Consider the following 16162-nt stretch of genomic DNA (forward strand, 5'->3'; position numbering starts at 1 on the left):
CCATGCTGTGCGTGTTCGACGTCAACGAGACCCTGCTCGACCTCGGCGCCATGGACGACCTCGTCGGCGGTCCCGAGCTGCGGCGCGAGTGGTTCGGGCTGGCCATCCACACCGTCCTGACCGTGACGGCGACGGGTGGCTACCGCGACTTCGCCGGCATCGCGGGCGAAGCCGCCACCGAAGTCGCCGCCCGGCACGGGCGCGAGGTGGACCTCGCCGCGATCGGCGAACGACTGCGCGGTCTCCCCGCCCACCCGGACGCCGAGCCCGGCCTCACCAGGCTGCGCGAAGCCGGCCACGACGTCGTCGCGCTGACGAACTCGCCGCTCGCCACCGCCGAGGCGCAGCTGCGGAACTCGGGCCTGGCCACGCGCTTCGACCGGATCTTCTCGGCCGAGCAGGCCGGCCGGCTCAAGCCGGCGCCGGAGCCGTACCGGCAGGTCCTGGACGCCTACGCCGTCGAACCCGGCGACGCGGTCATGATCGCCGCCCACGACTGGGACATCGCGGGCGCGCAGGCGGCCGGGCTGCGGACGGCACTGCTCGCCCGCCCCGGCGTCCGCCCGCTGCCCGGCTCACCCGAGCCGACGTACACGATCTCGACGCTGACCGAACTGGCCGGCGTCCTCTAGTCCGCGATCCGGACCAGCATCTTGCCGGTGTTGGCCCCGGACAGCAGGCCCAGGAACGCCTCCGGCGCGTTGCGGATGCCGTCGACGAACGTCTCGGAGTACTTGATCTCGCCGGACTTCACCAGCGGCGCGATCTCCGTGACGAACTGCTGCTGCAGGCCCCAGTGGTCGAGCACCAGCAGGCCGCGGATGGTGATGCGCTTGGCGATGATCTGCGCGAGGTTGCGCGGCGCCGGCGTCGGCTCGGTCGCGTTGTACTGCGAAATCATGCCGCAGACGGCGATCCGGCCGTGCAGGTTGATGGCGCTGATCGCGGCTTCGAGGTGCTCGCCGCCGACGTTGTCGAAGTAGACGTCGATGCCCTCGGGCGCCGCCTCGCGCAGCTGCTCGGCGACCGGGCCGTCCTTGTAGTTGAACGCCGCGTCGAAGCCGAGGTCCTCGACCAGGTGCCGCACCTTCTCCGCCGACCCCGCCGAGCCGATGACCCGCTTGGCGCCCTTCAGCTTCGCGAGCTGCCCGACGAGCGAGCCGACCGCGCCGGCCGCACCCGAGACGAACACCGTGTCGCCCGGCTTGAACTCGGCCGACTCCAGCAGGCCCGCGTACGCGGTCAGGCCCGGCATGCCGAGCACGCCGAGGTACGTCGAGAGCGGGGCCGCGGCAGCGTCGACCTTGACGAACCGCTTGGCGTCGAGGACGGCGTGGGTGCGCCAGCCGGCCTGGTGCAGCACGTGGTCACCGGGCTTCACATCGTCGACGTTCGACTCGACGACCTCGCCGACCGCCCCGCCGGACATGACCTCGCCGACCTCGAAGGGCGGCGCGTACGACTTGACGTCGCGCATGCGGCCGCGCATGGCCGGGTCGACGCTCATGACCAGGTTGCGCACCAGGATCTGCCCCTCACCCGGGGTGGGGATCTCGGTGTCGACGACGTCGAAGTTGTCGTGCGTCGGGACACCGTCCGGACGCGAAGCCAGCCGGATTTCGGTCGCCTGAGTGGGTGCGTTCACCGTCGAACTCCTCAAATCTCGAAGCGGGGCAGGCGCCCCGGATTCCACCGGGTAGAACCGGCTAACCGGGGCGCACATTCCGATTGTGACGCGCTACACGATCTCGGCGAGCTTCCCGAGGACGCCGTCGTAGATCTTCTTGAGCCCACCGGGCGCGAACGTCTTCTCGAAGAAGCCGCCGACGCCGCCGGCACCGTCCCACGACGTCTCGATCCGCACGACGCTGCGCTCGCCGGACTCGGCGACCGTCCACGTGGTGACCATGCTGGAGTTCGCGTCGGTCTCGACCAGCGTGCCGGGCTTCGGCTCGGTGACCGTGGCCTTGACGTCGCGCACGCGCTTGGACGTCGCCTGGAGCTTCCAGCCGGCCTTCGTCCCGGCGCCGACGCCGCCCTCGGTCACCTCGTAGTCGCGGTAGTGCTCGGTGAGCAGCTTCGGGCGCGTTTCGGCGTAGTCGGCGACGAGCGCGCGGACCTTGTCGGCCGGGGCGTCGATGGTGCGCTCCGCGGTGGCCGTGACCTTTCCCATTTCGCTCCTTAACCCGGGGTACCGATCGTGACCACAGTAGGCTGACGGTCATGACCGCCACCCCGGACACCACGCGAAAGCGCCGGTCGACGGTCGAGGTCAAGGAGTCGCTGCGCGACCTGCGCAACCAGCTTTCCCTGCTCAACCACCAGGTCAGCGCGCACCTGGCGCTCAAGGACGTCGACCTCGACTGCCTGGAGCTGATCTCGCGGCACGGCCCGCTGAGCCCGAGCGCCCTCGCCCGCCGCGCCGGACTGCACCCCGCGACGATGACCGGCATCCTCGACCGGCTCCAGAAGGGCGGCTGGATCGTCCGGGAGCGCGACCCCGAAGCGGCCGACCGGCGCGCGGTCGCCGTGCGCGCGGTCCGCGACCGCAACGCCGAGCTTTTCCGGCTGTACGCGGGCATGAACGCGGCGATGGACGAGCTCTGCGACGGCTACAGCGAAGAGGAGCTGGCGCTGATCGCCGGTTTCCTGCGGCGCGCGACGTCAGCGGGCAACACCGCGACGGGTGATCTGGCTAACGGCTGACCAGCGGTTCTTTGTGCTGTACTGCCAGACATGTGGCAGACGGGCGACGCGTACGAGGCCTACATCGGGCGGTGGAGCCGGCGCGTCGCGGAGACCTTCGTCCGGCAGCTCGGCGTCCCGGCGAGCCGCCGCTGGCTCGACGTCGGCTGCGGCACCGGCGCGCTGACCTCGGCGGTGCTGGCCGCGGCCGATCCCGTCGAGGTCGTGGGCGCCGACCCTTCCGAGGGCTTCCTCGCCACCGCCCGCGACCGGGTGACCGACCCGCGAGCGTCGTTCGAGGTCGCCGACGCGCGTGAACTGCCCTTCGCGGACGACAGCTTCGACGTGGTGGTGTCGGGCCTGGTGCTGAACTTCGTGCCCGACCCGGCGCGCGCGGCGGCGGAGATCGCCCGGGTGACGCGGGGCCCGGCCGCGGCGTACGTCTGGGACCTCTCGGAGGGCATGGAGCTGATCCGGCACTTCTGGGAGGCCGCCGCGGAGCTGGACCCGGCGAAGGTCGCCGAGCTGGACGAAGGCCGCCGGTTCACGCTGTGCCGGCCCGAGCCGCTGGGCCGGCTGTGGACGGAAGCGGGCTTCGGCGGCGTGTCCGTCGGCGAGATCAAGATCCCGACGGTGTTCACCGGCTTCGACGACTACTGGCAGCCGTTCCTCGGCGCGCAGGGCCCGGCGCCGGCGTACCTCGCGACGCTGCCGGAAGCCCGCCGCGACCAGGTGCGCGAGCTGCTGCGCAGCCGCCTGCCGACGAACCCGGACGGCTCGATCCCGCTGTCGGCCCGGGCCTGGGTGGTCCAGGGAACGACGTAGGGCCGCCCCAGCGGAGCGGCCCTACGCGGGTTCAGCTCAGAGACCGGCCTGCGACAGCCAGTCCTTCGCGACGTCGGCGGCCTTCTCGCCGTCCGAGTCGACTCGCTTGTTCAGGTCGCGCATGACGTCCGTGGTCAGCTTCGCGCTCACCGCGTTGACCGCGGTCGCGAAGTCGGCGCCGCGCTCGTCGAGCACCTTCTTGTTCACCGCCGGCACGACGTTCTCCGTCGGCACGATGTTCAGGTCGTCCTTGAGCACCGTGTAGTTCGAGTCGCCGGTCAGCGGGCTGACCGAGTCGACCGGGATCACCGTGACCGCGCCCGACTTCAGCTGCTCGACCCGCGGCCCGGCCTCCTGGACGGTCTGGAACGTCGCGTTCGTCAGCTTGTAGACGTCCTTGAAGCCCAGGAAGCACGGAAGGCGCTTTTCGCATTCCGGCGGCCCCGCCATGACGACCTTGTCGAGCTTCTTCAGGTCGCTGATGGACGCGATGCCCTTTTCCTTGGCCAGGTCGGACTTGATGATGTAGGTGTTCTTGTCCTCCGCCGCGGCGAAGTTCAGCAGGCCGACGCCGCTGGGCTCGAACAGCTTGGCCAGCTGGTCGTGCTCCTCCTGCGCGGTCTTCCCGGCCTCCTTGCCGAAGCCGGTGGTGATCGCCGCACCCTGGTACTCCGGGATGAACTGCAGCTCACCCGACTTCAGCGACGGGTAGATCAGCTCCCGCGAACCGAGGTTCAGCTTGCGCGTCACCGGGTAGCCCTTGGCCTCCAGCGCCTGCGCGTAGATCTCGGCGAGGATCTGGCTGTCGGTGAAGTTGAAGGACGCGACGACGATCGGCGCCCCACCCTTGCCCTGCGCGGCGGGCTTGTCACCGCTGTCGCTGCCACCCCCACAGGCGGCCAAACCGAGCGTCGCCGCGACGGCCACCGCCACCACGGACGCGTTCCGGAACCAGCGCACGAATCCCACTCCCTCGTCACTCGAACAGACGAAAGGACCCTAGCCCCGCCCACCGACAAGCGCCCACATATTGGGAGAAAACCCCTCGAATTCCCAGACTTCGGAATGAGTCCCCACCAAACGGGGTAGGGTCGCCAGGTGCACGTGACCGCGGTGACCCCGCTGGCCGCCGACAGCGGGCCCCCGATCTTCCAGTGGAAGTGGGTCGACCGCAACGCGGACGACATCGTCCAGCGCCTCGGCGAACACATCTCGCTCACCGCCGCCGCACTCGGCGTCGGGCTGGTCGTTTCGATCGCGCTGGCGGTGCTCTCGCTGCGGTACCGCTGGTCGTACCCGATCATCCTGGGCACGACCGGCGCGCTCTACGTGATCCCGAGCCTCGGCGCGTTCGCCGTGCTGGTGCCGTTCTTCGGGCTGACGTTCCTCACCGCGATGATCCCGCTCGCGACGTACACGCTGCTCATCCTGGTCCGCAACATCGTCACGGGCGTCGACCAGGTGCCGAACGAGGTCCGCGAGGCCGCGGTCGGCATGGGCTACACGCGCGGCAGGCTGCTCTGGCAGATCGAGCTGCCGCTCGCGCTGCCGGTGGTGATCGCCGGGCTGCGCGTCGCCGCGGTGACGACGATCGGCCTGGTCACGGTGACGTCGATGCTCGGCCTCGGCGGCCTGGGCTACTTCATCCGCGCGGGCATCCAGACGGCGACGCCCAACCCGACGGAGATCATCGTCGGCGTGGTGCTGTCGGTGGTCCTGGCGGTGATCGTGGACCTCCTGCTGTGGTTCAGCGAGCGCCTGCTGGCGCCGTGGTCGCGGAAGGTGCGGGCGCGATGAGCTTCCTCGACCAGCTGAACGCGTGGCTCGCGGACCCCCACCGCTGGAGCTGGACGGACAAGGCAGGCATCCCGTACCGGACGCTGGAGCACCTCCGGTTTTCGTTGCTGGCACTGGTGATCGCGGCGATTCTGACGATCCCGGCGGCGCTGTGGCTGGCCCACTACCGCAAGGGCGCGTTCCTCGCGAGCAGCGCGGTGAACATCGGCCGCGCGATCCCCAGCTTCGGCCTGATCATCCTGTTCTGGTTCCTGGCCAGCCGCTGGGAGGTCGACACGACGTTCTGGCCGTTGCTGCTCGCGCTCGTCGCGCTGGCGATGCCGCCGCTGTTCACGAACACGTACGCGGGCGTGGTGTCCCTGGAGCAGGAAACGGTCGACGCGGCCCGCGGGACGGGCTACCGCGAGTGGCAGATCATGTTCCGCGTCGAGCTGCCGCTGGCGTCCCCGGTGCTCCTGGCCGGCGCGCGCGTGGCGTTCCTCCAGCTGATCGCGACGGTCGCGATCGGCGCGATCGTCAACGACGGCGGCGGACTGGGCCGCTACATCGTCGACGGCTTCGCCCTCGGCGCGTCGGGCTACGGCGAGATCTTCGCGGGCGGTCTGGCCGCGGTCGTCCTGGCCCTGGTCTGCGACGGCGCGTTCGCGCTGATCACCCGCTGGGCGACGCCCCGGGGTCTGGCCCTGCAGAACGCCCGGCGCGAGTCGTAGGGATCCGCTAGAACGCGCCGAGCAGGATCAGCACCCCGAGCGCGACCAGCACCACCGGCAGCACGACGTGCCCCCACCGCGCGAGCACCCGCGCCACGGCCGGCCGGGTCACGAGGAACCGGCCGGCGAGGCACCACAGGGCCAGGCCGACCAGGAAGACCACGGTGTAGCCGACCAGGCCGGCGGTCCCAGTCCCGCTCGCGCTCGCGGCGAAGGCGGGCACGTAGACGCCGACGTTGTCCCCGCCGTTGGCGAAGCACACGAGGGCGATGCCGAGCACCCCGGCGGCCGGCGCGGGCTCGGCGTCGTCCTGGCGCCACGCCTGCCAGGCCGCCCGGATCCCGAGCAACACCGGCAGCACGCCCAGCCAGCGAACGGCGCCGTCGGGCAGCAGCCCGGCACCGAGCGCTCCCGCGACCGAGACGGCCAGGATCGCGCCGAAGCCGAGGAACTGCCCGGCCACGACCGTGCGCGCCTTGGCCCGCGCGAAGAAGACGGCGAGCAGCACCAGATCGTCGACGTTGGTCACGGCGAACATCGCCGCCGCGCGTCCGTTCAGCCCGAAGTCCAAGCTCACTCCGGCGAATCGTCGAGGGCGTCCGCCCGGCAGGCCGCGATCAGCCGCTCCACCTCGGGCCCCAGCGGCCGGTCCGCCTCGACCGGGGGCACCACCGACCGCACCCACCCGTAGGCCGCACCCAAGCCCGGGACTCCGTCCGAAGCCAGGTACCGCGCCTGCGAACCGGTGATCAGCTCGGACGCCGTGATCGCGAAGAGGTGCGTCGCGGCCGCCCGGAGCTGCTCCCCCGCCGCCCACGCAAACGCTTGCACGTCCTCCTGACCGGCCGATGTGTCGATCGAGCCGAGCGTCGCGGGCGTCGCGAGCCGTCGCAGGGCGTGCAGCTCGCCGACGGCCCGCTTGTGCAGCGGCACCAATCCCGCGCGCGGCCCGGGGTCCGTCGTGAGCTGGGCCGGGAGCCCGCTGAAGCGCTCGTCGAGCAGGCGGTGCGTGCGCTGCACCGAAATCTCGCCGAGGTGGACCAGCGCCGCCGTCACCGCGTCCATGCGCAGGCCGAGGTCGACCGCGTGGTACGCCGTCCCCGGGATGAAGTCGCCCTCGACGAACGACGGCGAGTCGCCCGGCATCGTCCGCCAGCGCGCGACTGCCTCGTGCAGGTCGGTGTTGGCCCGGGAAGCATGGGCCAGCGCGCGCGGCGCGACCCGCACCGACAGCGGCGCCTGGACGACCCCAGGGCGCACCGGACCCGCACCGACCATTCCGGTCAGGGCGGTCAGCAGCCGTCGGAGGTGGTCGTCGCCGCCCGCCATGACCGGCGAGAACACCTCGCGCGGCGCCCCGAGGACGTCGATCGCCATCGCCTCGGTGAGCGTCTGCAGCTGGATGAGCTGCCGCGCCTCGGCCCAGCCGCGCCGCGCGTGCATCACGGCCATCGGAGAACCCTGAAGCAGCGAAGCACCTTCCTTGGGCCCCAGCACATACGGCTCGGCACCCCGGCGAGCGAGCGCGTCCGCCGCCGGGGTCTCGACGCCGTCTTCGAGCACCATGCCGACGCCGAGGAACGTCTGGAAGGCGTGCGACAGCGGGATGATCTCGCCCGAGCTGCCGAGGCCGCCGCGCGGGACCGCCGGGGTGAAGCCGTCGTTCAGGCGGTCGACGAGGAACCGCACCAGTTCCGCGCTCACCCCGGACCACGGCTGCAGGAAGTCGCGCAGCCGCTCGACGAGCAGCGCGCGGACGTCCGCCGGTGGCAGCCACGGCGGCCCGCCGACCGCGCGGCCGATCAGCAGGTTGCGCTGGTGCTCCGCCTGCTGCCGCACGTCGAGCGCGACACCCGCCAGGCGGCCCATCCCGGTGTTGACGCCGTAGACCGGTTCCTCGCGCTTTTCCAGCGCTGTCAACAGCTCGTTCCGGCGCTGTGTCAGGGCTTCTACCAGCGCTTTGTCCAGAACCAGCCGTTCACCGTCGGCGAACTCGCTTCCGTCGATGATCATCGGTACGGCAGCATGGTGCCGACGCCGGAAGCCTCGGCACGGGCCAGGATCATGTTCGCCACCGCGACGTCCGTTGTGGACAGTCCGCGGTGCCAGAACAGGATCCGCTCGGCGTCGTGCTCGCGGCCCGGCTTCTTCCCGGCCACGATGTCGCCGATCTCGGCGTGGACCCCGTCCGCGGTGAGGAGGCCGGCGTTGAGCTGCGGGCGCAGGGCGCCGAACCGCGGGTTGCCGGACTGCGATTCGCGCCAGTCGTCGACGACGACCTTGTCGACGTCGTCGAGCAGCGTGAGCTCCAGCGCGCTGATCGTGCCGTAGGGCACCAGGAAGGTGCCCGGCCGGAGGAACTCGCGACGCACGAGTGCCTCGGGCTCGACCAGCCGGGAGGCCTCGACCTGGATGTCCGCGCCGTCCAGGGTCTCCTCGGCCGTGGCGCAGACGCGGATGTCCTTGCCGAGCCGCTCGGACAGCCGCCGGCCGAAGTCCTCGCGGGACTCCGGGCGCTTGCTGGTCACGCGGATTTCGGCGAAGTCGAACAACGAGTCGAGGAGGACGACGTTCCACCAGGCGGTACCGCGAGCACCGATGTGCCCGAGCACCCGGGAGTCCGGGCGGGCCAGGTACTTCGCGCCGACGGCGGTCATCGCGCCGGTGCGGGCCTCGGTGATCATCGTGCCGTCGACGATGGCCCGCGGCATGCCCGTGTCCGGGTCCAGCAGCAGGATCAACGCCATTTCCGAAGGGAGGCCCCGCTCGAAGTTCCCCACGAAGTCACCGACGACCTTCACGCCACTGACCTGCTTCGCGGACAGGTGGCCGCGAAGGATGTTGAAGTGGCCCTTGCCGCCGTTGTCCGGCACGAGGTGCGTACGCGGCTCGAACACGACCTGGCCGCGGCCGTGGTCGGCGAGCACGTCCTCGACCGCGCCGACGATGTCCGCGTCCGTGACGCCGAGCGAGTCGATGTCGGCACCGGTCAGGTACCGGAGCCAGACGGACGTCACTTGGCGAGGTCCTCGATGACCTCGGCCCCGGGCAGCGAGGCCAGCGCGGCACCGGAGATCAGCAGCTTGCCGCCGCGGATCCCGCTGCCGATGACGAGCTCGGGAGCGTCGGCGACCCGCTTGTCGATCAGGATCGGCCAGTCGGCGGGCAGGCCGACGGGGGTGATGCCGCCGTACTCCATCCCGGTCAGCGAGACGGCCTCGTCCATCGGCGCGAACGACGCCTTGCGGACGTCGAGCCGGCGCTTGATCACGCCGTTGACGTCGGCGCGGGTGGTCGCGAGCACGAGCGCGGCGGCGAAGCGGACTTCACCCGCGCGCTTGCCGGCGACGACGACGCAGTTCGCGGACGCGTCGAGCGGCGAGCCGTACGTCTCGCAGAAGGCGGCGGTGTCGGCCAGCTCGGGGTCGATCTCGGCGACGCCGACGGCGTCCGGGTCGGCGAGCGCGGCGAGCGCCTTGGCGACGGGATCGGCGAGCAGGTCGGTACGCGTGGGGGCGGGAACCACGGTGAGGCTCCCGGCAATCGTCCAGGTCACCCCGCCAGGGTACTAATCCGGCCAAAAGCAGGCCGACCTCGACGCGGCACGCAACTCGTCAAGGCAAAGTCATTCGGCCGTGGCTGTGGTCGGATTAGTACCGATCAGCACAGCGTAGCTACCAGTTGGAGCCGCCGCGCTGGACCTCGATCAGCTTGGGGCGGACGTCCACGATGTAGACGAGGGCCGCGGCCATGGCCGGCACCCAGAAGATCATTCCCGGGCCCATCACGCTGAACAGCGCCATCGCGAGCGTCGCGCCGCCGGTGATCAGCATCCAGACGGGCTTGGTCTTGCGGTCGGCCGCGGAATAGGCGTCGGCACGCTGCAGGAGCGCGTGCACGAACGCGAAGAGCCCGACCAGCGCGCTGCCCCAGTGGACTACTTCGAGGATCCAGATGGCAACCAGCACAGCGACAGCTTACGGCAAACCGCCCGAACGACCCCGGCCCCGCCACCGGGGTGCGGTGGCGGGGCCGGGGTGTTCACGACGTTTTTACTTGTCGGCCTTCGGCTCGGTTACTTGTCGGCCTTGGGCGCGGCCGGCTTCTTCGCGGCGGCGCTGGTGGTCGTCCCGGTGGTGGTGCGGCGGGCCGGGGCGGCCGTCTTCGGGGCCGTCTTGTTCGCGACCTTGCGGCTCGCGGAACGGGTCTCGTGGGCGACGTCGTCACCCAGCTCCTCGATGGCCTCGGCGGCGTCGCCGGCAACCTCGGTCACCTTGCGGGCGGTCTTCTCGCCGACAGAGCGGGTGCGCTTGGTGAAGGTGCCCAGCACGCCGTCGACGCGCTCGCGGACCTCGGTGGTGACGCCCTCGACCTGGCCCTGCGCGGTGGCGACGGCCTCCTCGAGCTGCTCGATGGCCTTCTTGACCTGCGGCTGGGCGGAGAACTTGTCCCACGCCTGCTCGCCCGACTCGGCCAGCTTGTTGTACAGCTTGAGCGCGGCCTCGGTGTACTCGTCGATGACCTTGCGCAGCTCGGCCGGGTCCAGCTTCTCGCGGAGGCTCTCGACGTCGGTCGGCAGCTCCTGCAGGTTCTTGCGGGCGGTCTCGCTGCCCTTGGTCACGTTCTCGCGGGCCTTCGCCACGGCGTCGGTGACGGCCTGACCGGCCAGGTTGCCGGCGCCGAGCGCGGCGAGCAGCGGGGTGCGGACCTGGTCGAGGGCGGTGGTGACGGCCTTCTTGACGTCTTCGGTCTTGGGCGTGGTCATGGTTACTCCTTGGTGTTCGCGGCTGGAGTGGTGTCTGGGGTGTCCGAGGTGTCCGGTGCGGGAGACGACCCGGCGGCCGGCCGTGCCGCGGCGTTCTCCCGGCGGAAGGACTCGTAGACGTCGAGCAGGACCTGCTTCTGCCGTTCGGTCAGCTCGGCGTCGGCGCGAATCGCGTCGCCCACCGGACCACCCGTCGGCAGATCGAGGATCCCGGCTTGCACGTACAGCGCTTCCGCTGAGATGCGCAGGCCCTTGGCGATCTGCTGCAGGATCTCCGCGCTGGGTTTGCGCACCCCGCGCTCGATCTGGCTCAGGTACGGGTTGGACACGCCGGCGAGCTTCGACAGCTGGCGCAACGAGATCTTCGCGGTGTTGCGCTGCTGGCGGATGTACTCACCGATGTCGGAAGCGATGTCCGCGACCTTCTCCATGGGACTTCCGGATCCTGATGTCCCACCGGTCTCTGCCATCCGGCCACCTCCTCGCGACCATTCCGACGGTACGCCCGAGTGCTAGCTATTGCAAGCACCCTGCTTGCAATAGTGGCTGTGGTCCTGCTCACCGCTAACGTGGTCGCATGACGCGCTCGGCCCGGCTGCGGCGGCGCCTCGTCGAGCACCTCCTCGACGAGGACGTCCTGCACGCCCCGGAATGGATCGCCGCCTTCCGCGCGGTGCCGCGCCACGTCTTCCTTCCCCGGTTCTTCGCGCCGGCGGGCGGGCTCTGGGCGGCCGTCGACCGCGACGACCCGGGCTGGCTCGAGACCGTCTACTCACGCGACGTGCTGGTCACGCAGCTCGACGACGACCCGGACCGCTGGGAGCTCGCCCGGCGCACCGGACCGGTCGCGGGCACGCCGACGAGCTCGTCGAGCATGCCGTCGATCATGGCGATCATGCTCGAGGAGCTGCGGGTGCGGGACGGGCAGCGCGTGCTCGAGATCGGCACCGGCACCGGCTACAACGCCGCGCTGCTGAGCCACCGCTGCGGCGCCGGTCAGGTGTCCACAGTGGACATCGACCCGGTGATCGTCGAGCAGGCTCGCGAACGGCTGGCCGCGGCGGGCTACCGGCCGGCGTGCGAGGAGGGCGACGGCGCGCTCGGCTTCCCGGCCGGCACGCTGTTCGACCGGGTGCTGTGCACCGCTTCGGTTTCCTCGATCCCGCTCGCGTGGCTGGCGCAGACCACGCCGGGCGGACTGATCGTCACGACGCTGAACCGGCCGATCGGCGCTGGGCTGATCCGGCTCGTCGCCGGCGAAGACGGCACCGGGCAGGGCCACGTCCTCGCGCGCGACGGCCGTTTCATGCCGCTTCGCGCGCACCGGCTGGCGCAGGCCGACCCGCTGCCGATGCCGTCGCGGGACGACTGGGAGCAGACGCGGCTGCCGATGGCGTCGGTGATCCAGCCGCGCAAGCAGTTCGAGTTCTTCGCCGGGCTGGCGATACCGGGCGTGCGGCCGGTGCGCGACGCCACGGACGACAGCGTCTCGCTGACCCACCCGGACGGCTCGTGGGTCCGGCACCGCAAGCGCGCCGGCGCGGACGAGGTGGCGCAGGGCGGCCCGCGGGCGCTGTGGGAGCTCGTCGAAGCGGCGTACGTCGACTGGTGCGAACTGGGCAAGCCGGACCGCGACCGGTTCGGGGTGACGGTCACCGCGGACCGCCAGGAGTTCTGGCTCGACGAACCGGGCGGCCGCACCTGGCCGCTCGGTTAGGGCAGCCGGTCCCTGATCCACTTCTCGACGTGGTCGGCCGTCGTCTCGACTTCGGCCTCCGTCGTGTCGAAGAGGTCCACCCCGAGCTCCGGTGCCGACGTCCGGAGCCAGTCGTTGAACTCCAGCATCTCCGCGATCCGCGGCTCGTCCCACTCCCGCCAGGCCGGGCGCGCCCGCAACCGCGTGCTCAGCGACTCCGGCGTGCCGACCAGCGCCAGGTAGTGGATCTCGCTGAAGAACGCGCGCTCCGGCAGGGGTTCGAACTCCGGGGGCACGACCGTTCCGCACAGCACCACCGGGCGGCCGTTCTGGTGCAGCATCGCCGCCATCCGGAGCCACACCGCGCGGAACGCCGAGACGTCGTCGCGCAGGGCTCCCGTCCAGAGGACGTCCTGCTCCAGCACCACGACTTCGCCGCCGAAGCGTGCGGCCAGCAGGGGGCCGAGCGTCGACTTGCCGGCGCCGCTCGGGCCCGTCAGCGCGAACAGCGGCAGCCGCCGGAACGGCCACCGGTGTCCGCACCGGGCGCATTCCAGGGAACCCGCGGCGACGACCGGGCGGTTGGCCCGATCGCCGCACGACGGGCAGATCCGCAGGTCGAGACCCACCTCAGTCGAAGAGGTTCTCGAGGAAGCCGCGCTTGCGGTGGCCGTGCCCGTACGGCCTCGGCGAATCCGAGTACCCGCGGTGCGGCCGTGGCGAGTCCCCGTACCCGCCGCGGTAGGCCTTGGGCGAATCCGGGTAGCCGCCGCGGTACGGGCGCGGCGAGTCGGGACGGCCGTGACCACCCTGGTAGGGCGGTGGCTGCTGGCCGTAGAACGAACTCTCCGCGCCGGAGATCGCTTCGAGCTCACCGCGGTCCAGGAAGATCCCGCGGCAGCCTTCGCACTGGTCGATGTGGACGCCGTTCTTGTCCACGGTCCGCATCTGGTTCTGACACTTCGGACAAATCACACATGCGAGACTACGCACAAATCCGTCAGCAGGCGCAGAGGCAGAACGGGTGGCCCACCGGATCGGCGTAGACGCGGAACGTCTCCGGCTCGTCGTCCAGCAGTTTCGCGCCGAGGCCGAGCACGCGCACGTGCGCCGCTTCCAGGTCCGTGACGTTGAGGTCCAGGTGCATCTGCTGGGGGTTCTCCGCGGACGGCCACGCCGGCGGCCGGTAGTCGGGCACCCGCTGGAAGGCGATGCCCGCGCCGCCGGCGGGGTTGACCAGCGTGACCCAGTGACCGTCTTCGGCGGCTTCGGGCGCGTCCCACTCCAGCACCGCCCGGTAGAACCCGGCCAGCGTCAGCGGGTCGGGGCAGTCGAGGGCCACCACACCCAGCGTCGGTACCGCACTCATCGTCGCTCCCTTCGATCGCGAGTAACCATCGAACGAAGTATGAGGGTTAGCGCATGCGGGGACAACCACCGACCGCCGTACACTGGGTTCGTGCACACCGACGCGTCTCTCGTCGTGGAGTTCCTCAACACGGTCAACGTCGAAGAGGGCACTGACCTGCTCGAAGATCCCGGGCAGTGGCACAGGTGGGCGGCCGGCCGCGCGTTGACGGCCAACCCCGCCCCCGAGGCCCGCGCGGCCCGCGACGCCCTGCGCGCCGCGATCGGCGACCCCCGCCTACCCGGCGGCAGCCTCGACGTCGGCACGCGGATCTCCCTGACCGACGACGGCCCGGCCCTGGTAGCGGAAGACGTCGTGGGCGCGGTGTTCGCGGCGTGCGCGAGGCTGGTCGTCCGCGGCGACTGGATCCGGCTGAAGATCTGCCCGGCGGACACGTGCTTGTGGGCGTTCTACGACGAGTCCCGCAACAGGTCCCGCACGTGGTGCTCGATGAGGGTCTGCGGAAACCGCGAGAAGGCCCGCGGCTGGCGAGCACGGGCGGCGGAGACCGCAGCGGGTTGAGCGGCCCCGAACGGCATGGGCGAGCCGTTCACGACAGCGGCGCCGGCCTCGGTCGCCCAGGTGCGACCGAAGCGGCGAGGCGTTGCGACTCGGCCCGCCCGTTTACGGCTGAAGGAGCGCGCGGCGGGCGGCACCGACCCAAGCGCCGGCCGCGGTGACCTCGGCCATCAGCGGCGGAAGCCACGGGCGGCGGAGACCGCGGCGGGCTGAGCGGCCCCGAACGCTCTCATCCGAGCGGCGGACCCTCGAAAGGCTGTGGACAACTCGGTAACCGAGCACCACATATCCACGCCCCCCGCCCCCTCACCCCCACACGTTGTGGACAGCGATTAGGCCATCACCGTGAAAACCTGTGGATAACCCCGGGGATAACTCAGCTTCCTGTGGACAACTCGTTTGAACCTCCCCCAGGTGTGGTATACGACTCAGCCCTCAGAACAGCAGCTCCGCCACCGCGTAGATGACGAGCCCGGCCAGCGCACCCACGACCGTGCCGTTGATGCGGATGAACTGCAGGTCGCGGCCCACCTGGAGCTCGATCTTGCGGGACGTCTCCTCGGCGTCCCAGCGCTCGACCGTGTCCGTGATGATCGTCGTGATCTCGCGTGAGTAGTTCTTCACCAGGTACGCCGCCGCGCCCTCGACCCAGCCGTCGGCCTTCGAGCGCAGCTGGTCGTCGGACACCAGGCGCGATCCCAGCGACGTGAGACCCAGCCGGACGCGCCGGCGCAGCTCGCTCGACGGGTCCTCCGCCGCCGTCAGCAGCATCTCCTTCGCCGTGCTCCACGCCGAACCGATCAGCCGCTGCACCTCTTCGTGGCTCACGATCTGGCCCTTGACCTGCTCGGCGCGGGCCATCACGTCGGGGTTGGTCTGCAGGTCCTGAGCGAACTCGCCGAGGAACTTGTCCAGCGCCAGCCGCATCGGGTGGTTCACGTCGGTCTTCACCGCCCACGCGAACGAGAGCACCTCGCCGTACACCTTGTCCGCCAGCATCTCGTCGACGAACTTCGGCGACCACGTCGGCGCGCGGTCGGACACCACGCGCAGCATCGTCGTGTGGTTGTCGCGGACCCACTCGTACGCGCGGTCGCACATGAGGTCGACGAGCTTGTGGTGCGCGCCGTCGGCGAACACGCCCTGCAGGATCTTGCCCAGCGGCGGACCCCACGGCTTGTCGATGATCCGGCGCGCGACGGCCTGCTCCATGATCGCCTGGACGTCCTCGTCGCGGAGGACGCGCACCGCCGCCCGGACGACCGTGGCCAGCTCGGACGTCACGCGCTCGGCGTTGTCCTCCTGCGCCAGCCACGCGCCGAGCCGCCGCGCGATCTCGACGCGCTTCAGCTTGTCGCGGACGACCTCCTCGGACAGGAAGTTCGACCCGACGAAGTCACCGAGGCTGTTGCCCAGCGCGTCCTTCTTGTTCGGGATGATCGCCGTGTGCGGGATCTTCAGCCCGAGCGGGTGCCGGAACAGCGCCGTGACGGCGAACCAGTCGGCCAGCGCGCCGACCATGCCGGCTTCGGCCGCGGCCCGCACGTAGCCGACCCAGCCCGGCCAGCCGCTCGACTGCGCCCAGCTGGTCAGCAGGAACACGACGGTCGCGCCGACCAGGAACGACAGCGCGACCAGCTTCATCTTGCGCAGTGCGCGCCGCTTTTCCTCTTCGCCGGCCGCGCCGCCCGGCGGGTCGGCGGGCGTCACCTTGGCGGGGGTCAGTTGCTCCACACTGCCATTGTCCGCGAGGATCG

21 protein-coding genes are annotated in these 16162 nt (G+C 70.9%); 7 read left to right on the plus strand and 14 right to left on the minus strand.

Annotation, left to right across the window (positions count from 1 at the left end; genetic code table 11):
• Positions 1-2: 2 nt before the first annotated feature.
• Complete coding sequence (locus ACZ7PG_RS15370) at positions 3-632, plus strand: haloacid dehalogenase type II (RefSeq protein ID WP_470239693.1); 630 nt, start codon at positions 3-5, stop codon at positions 630-632.
• Here the strand turns inward: ACZ7PG_RS15370 and ACZ7PG_RS15375 are convergent.
• Both ACZ7PG_RS15375 and ACZ7PG_RS15380 read right to left on the minus strand, forming a co-directional pair.
• Positions 629-1645: an NADP-dependent oxidoreductase gene (locus ACZ7PG_RS15375; protein WP_470239694.1), complete on the minus strand. Its 1017-nt coding sequence runs from the start codon at positions 1643-1645 to the stop codon at positions 629-631. The two genes, ACZ7PG_RS15370 and ACZ7PG_RS15375, sit on opposite strands and share 4 nt — an antisense overlap.
• Before the next feature lie 93 nt (positions 1646-1738).
• Positions 1739-2173 (minus strand): SRPBCC family protein, encoded by a 435-nt coding sequence (locus tag ACZ7PG_RS15380; RefSeq protein ID WP_470239695.1) that lies wholly within the window; start codon positions 2171-2173, stop codon positions 1739-1741.
• A 50-nt stretch (positions 2174-2223) separates the two neighbouring features.
• Here ACZ7PG_RS15380 and ACZ7PG_RS15385 point away from each other — a divergent pair, with 50 nt between their 5' ends.
• On the plus strand, positions 2224-2706 hold the full coding sequence (locus ACZ7PG_RS15385; RefSeq protein WP_470239696.1) for a MarR family transcriptional regulator: 483 nt from the start codon (positions 2224-2226) through the stop codon (positions 2704-2706).
• Positions 2707-2736: 30 nt separating this feature from the next.
• Entirely contained in the window at positions 2737-3510 is a 774-nt protein-coding gene (locus ACZ7PG_RS15390) for a class I SAM-dependent methyltransferase (protein WP_470239697.1), read from the plus strand.
• A gap of 36 nt (positions 3511-3546) precedes the next feature.
• Here ACZ7PG_RS15390 and ACZ7PG_RS15395 read toward each other — a convergent pair whose 3' ends face one another.
• A complete protein-coding gene (locus ACZ7PG_RS15395) occupies positions 3547-4470 on the minus strand; it encodes an ABC transporter substrate-binding protein (protein WP_470239698.1) in 924 nt (307 codons plus the stop codon).
• Positions 4471-4608: 138 nt separating this feature from the next.
• Here ACZ7PG_RS15395 and ACZ7PG_RS15400 point away from each other — a divergent pair, with 138 nt between their 5' ends.
• Together ACZ7PG_RS15400 and ACZ7PG_RS15405 are read left to right on the plus strand one after the other, a co-directional pair.
• The gene (locus tag ACZ7PG_RS15400; protein WP_470239699.1) at positions 4609-5307 is read left to right on the plus strand and encodes an ABC transporter permease; all 699 of its coding nucleotides are present in this window, start codon (positions 4609-4611) and stop codon (positions 5305-5307) included.
• Positions 5304-6017, plus strand: a complete 714-nt coding sequence (locus ACZ7PG_RS15405) for an ABC transporter permease (protein WP_470239700.1) — start codon at positions 5304-5306, stop codon at positions 6015-6017. Before ACZ7PG_RS15400 ends, ACZ7PG_RS15405 begins: the two co-directional genes overlap by 4 nt.
• Positions 6018-6024: 7 nt before the next feature.
• Here ACZ7PG_RS15405 and ACZ7PG_RS15410 read toward each other — a convergent pair whose 3' ends face one another.
• The 7 genes from ACZ7PG_RS15410 to ACZ7PG_RS15440 all read right to left on the minus strand — a co-directional run bounded on the left by ACZ7PG_RS15410 (position 6025) and on the right by ACZ7PG_RS15440 (position 11213).
• On the minus strand, positions 6025-6588 hold the full coding sequence (locus ACZ7PG_RS15410) for a cadmium resistance transporter (RefSeq protein WP_470240765.1): 564 nt from the start codon (positions 6586-6588) through the stop codon (positions 6025-6027).
• A 2-nt stretch (positions 6589-6590) separates the two neighbouring features.
• Positions 6591-8030: an aromatic amino acid lyase gene (locus ACZ7PG_RS15415; protein WP_470239701.1), complete on the minus strand. Its 1440-nt coding sequence runs from the start codon at positions 8028-8030 to the stop codon at positions 6591-6593.
• Positions 8027-9034 carry an ornithine cyclodeaminase family protein gene (locus tag ACZ7PG_RS15420; RefSeq protein ID WP_470239702.1) on the minus strand — a complete coding sequence of 336 codons (1008 nt, stop codon included), beginning with the start codon at positions 9032-9034 and terminating at the stop codon, positions 8027-8029. The genes ACZ7PG_RS15415 and ACZ7PG_RS15420 overlap by 4 nt, the downstream gene beginning before the upstream one ends.
• Positions 9031-9573 (minus strand): YbaK/EbsC family protein, encoded by a 543-nt coding sequence (locus tag ACZ7PG_RS15425; RefSeq protein WP_470239703.1) that lies wholly within the window; start codon positions 9571-9573, stop codon positions 9031-9033. The genes ACZ7PG_RS15420 and ACZ7PG_RS15425 overlap by 4 nt, the downstream gene beginning before the upstream one ends.
• 118 nt (positions 9574-9691) lie before the next feature.
• Entirely contained in the window at positions 9692-9985 is a 294-nt protein-coding gene (locus ACZ7PG_RS15430; protein WP_329052779.1) for a DUF2516 family protein, read from the minus strand.
• A 107-nt stretch (positions 9986-10092) separates the two neighbouring features.
• On the minus strand, positions 10093-10782 hold the full coding sequence (locus ACZ7PG_RS15435; protein WP_470239704.1) for a hypothetical protein: 690 nt from the start codon (positions 10780-10782) through the stop codon (positions 10093-10095).
• Positions 10783-10784: 2 nt separating this feature from the next.
• Positions 10785-11213, minus strand: coding sequence for a helix-turn-helix domain-containing protein (locus ACZ7PG_RS15440; RefSeq protein ID WP_470239705.1), 429 nt, complete (start codon positions 11211-11213; stop codon positions 10785-10787).
• Between the two features lie 146 nt (positions 11214-11359).
• On the opposite strand from ACZ7PG_RS15440, the gene ACZ7PG_RS15445 reads away from it, so the two are divergent.
• Positions 11360-12499, plus strand: a complete 1140-nt coding sequence (locus ACZ7PG_RS15445; RefSeq protein ID WP_470239706.1) for a methyltransferase domain-containing protein — start codon at positions 11360-11362, stop codon at positions 12497-12499.
• Here ACZ7PG_RS15445 and ACZ7PG_RS15450 read toward each other — a convergent pair.
• From ACZ7PG_RS15450 to ACZ7PG_RS15460, 3 genes are read right to left on the minus strand one after another with little or no spacing between them, the layout of a single operon-like run.
• Complete coding sequence (locus tag ACZ7PG_RS15450) at positions 12496-13107, minus strand: P-loop nucleotide/nucleoside kinase family protein (protein ID WP_470239707.1); 612 nt, start codon at positions 13105-13107, stop codon at positions 12496-12498. The genes ACZ7PG_RS15445 and ACZ7PG_RS15450 overlap by 4 nt on opposite strands.
• A 1-nt stretch (position 13108) precedes the next feature.
• Positions 13109-13450, minus strand: coding sequence for a TFIIB-type zinc ribbon-containing protein (locus tag ACZ7PG_RS15455; RefSeq protein WP_470240766.1), 342 nt, complete (start codon positions 13448-13450; stop codon positions 13109-13111).
• A gap of 28 nt (positions 13451-13478) precedes the next feature.
• Positions 13479-13847 (minus strand): VOC family protein, encoded by a 369-nt coding sequence (locus ACZ7PG_RS15460; protein ID WP_470239708.1) that lies wholly within the window; start codon positions 13845-13847, stop codon positions 13479-13481.
• A gap of 90 nt (positions 13848-13937) precedes the next feature.
• On the opposite strand from ACZ7PG_RS15460, the gene ACZ7PG_RS15465 reads away from it, so the two are divergent.
• Positions 13938-14408 carry a CGNR zinc finger domain-containing protein gene (locus ACZ7PG_RS15465; RefSeq protein WP_470239709.1) on the plus strand — a complete coding sequence of 157 codons (471 nt, stop codon included), beginning with the start codon at positions 13938-13940 and terminating at the stop codon, positions 14406-14408.
• A gap of 432 nt (positions 14409-14840) precedes the next feature.
• On the opposite strand, the gene ACZ7PG_RS15470 is transcribed toward ACZ7PG_RS15465, so the two are convergent.
• Positions 14841-16139: a DUF445 domain-containing protein gene (locus ACZ7PG_RS15470; protein ID WP_470239710.1), complete on the minus strand. Its 1299-nt coding sequence runs from the start codon at positions 16137-16139 to the stop codon at positions 14841-14843.
• Positions 16140-16162 lie beyond the last annotated feature (23 nt).

Source organism: Amycolatopsis sp. NPDC114504, assembly GCF_055633595.1.

What these genes read in the sequence shown, in the direction of transcription:
- ACZ7PG_RS15460 (WP_470239708.1), bottom strand. Translation starts at nt 13,847, where the DNA reads ATGAGTGCGGTACCGACGCTGGGTGTGGTGGCCCTCGACTGCCCCGAC.
- ACZ7PG_RS15385 (WP_470239696.1), top strand. Translation starts at nt 2,224, where the DNA reads ATGACCGCCACCCCGGACACCACGCGAAAGCGCCGGTCGACGGTCGAG.
- ACZ7PG_RS15405 (WP_470239700.1), top strand. Translation starts at nt 5,304, where the DNA reads ATGAGCTTCCTCGACCAGCTGAACGCGTGGCTCGCGGACCCCCACCGC.
- ACZ7PG_RS15445 (WP_470239706.1), top strand. Translation starts at nt 11,360, where the DNA reads ATGACGCGCTCGGCCCGGCTGCGGCGGCGCCTCGTCGAGCACCTCCTC.
- ACZ7PG_RS15380 (WP_470239695.1), bottom strand. Translation starts at nt 2,173, where the DNA reads ATGGGAAAGGTCACGGCCACCGCGGAGCGCACCATCGACGCCCCGGCC.
- ACZ7PG_RS15370 (WP_470239693.1), top strand. Translation starts at nt 3, where the DNA reads ATGCTGTGCGTGTTCGACGTCAACGAGACCCTGCTCGACCTCGGCGCC.
- ACZ7PG_RS15390 (WP_470239697.1), top strand. Translation starts at nt 2,737, where the DNA reads ATGTGGCAGACGGGCGACGCGTACGAGGCCTACATCGGGCGGTGGAGC.
- ACZ7PG_RS15435 (WP_470239704.1), bottom strand. Translation starts at nt 10,782, where the DNA reads ATGACCACGCCCAAGACCGAAGACGTCAAGAAGGCCGTCACCACCGCC.
- ACZ7PG_RS15415 (WP_470239701.1), bottom strand. Translation starts at nt 8,030, where the DNA reads ATGATCATCGACGGAAGCGAGTTCGCCGACGGTGAACGGCTGGTTCTG.
- ACZ7PG_RS15440 (WP_470239705.1), bottom strand. Translation starts at nt 11,213, where the DNA reads ATGGAGAAGGTCGCGGACATCGCTTCCGACATCGGTGAGTACATCCGC.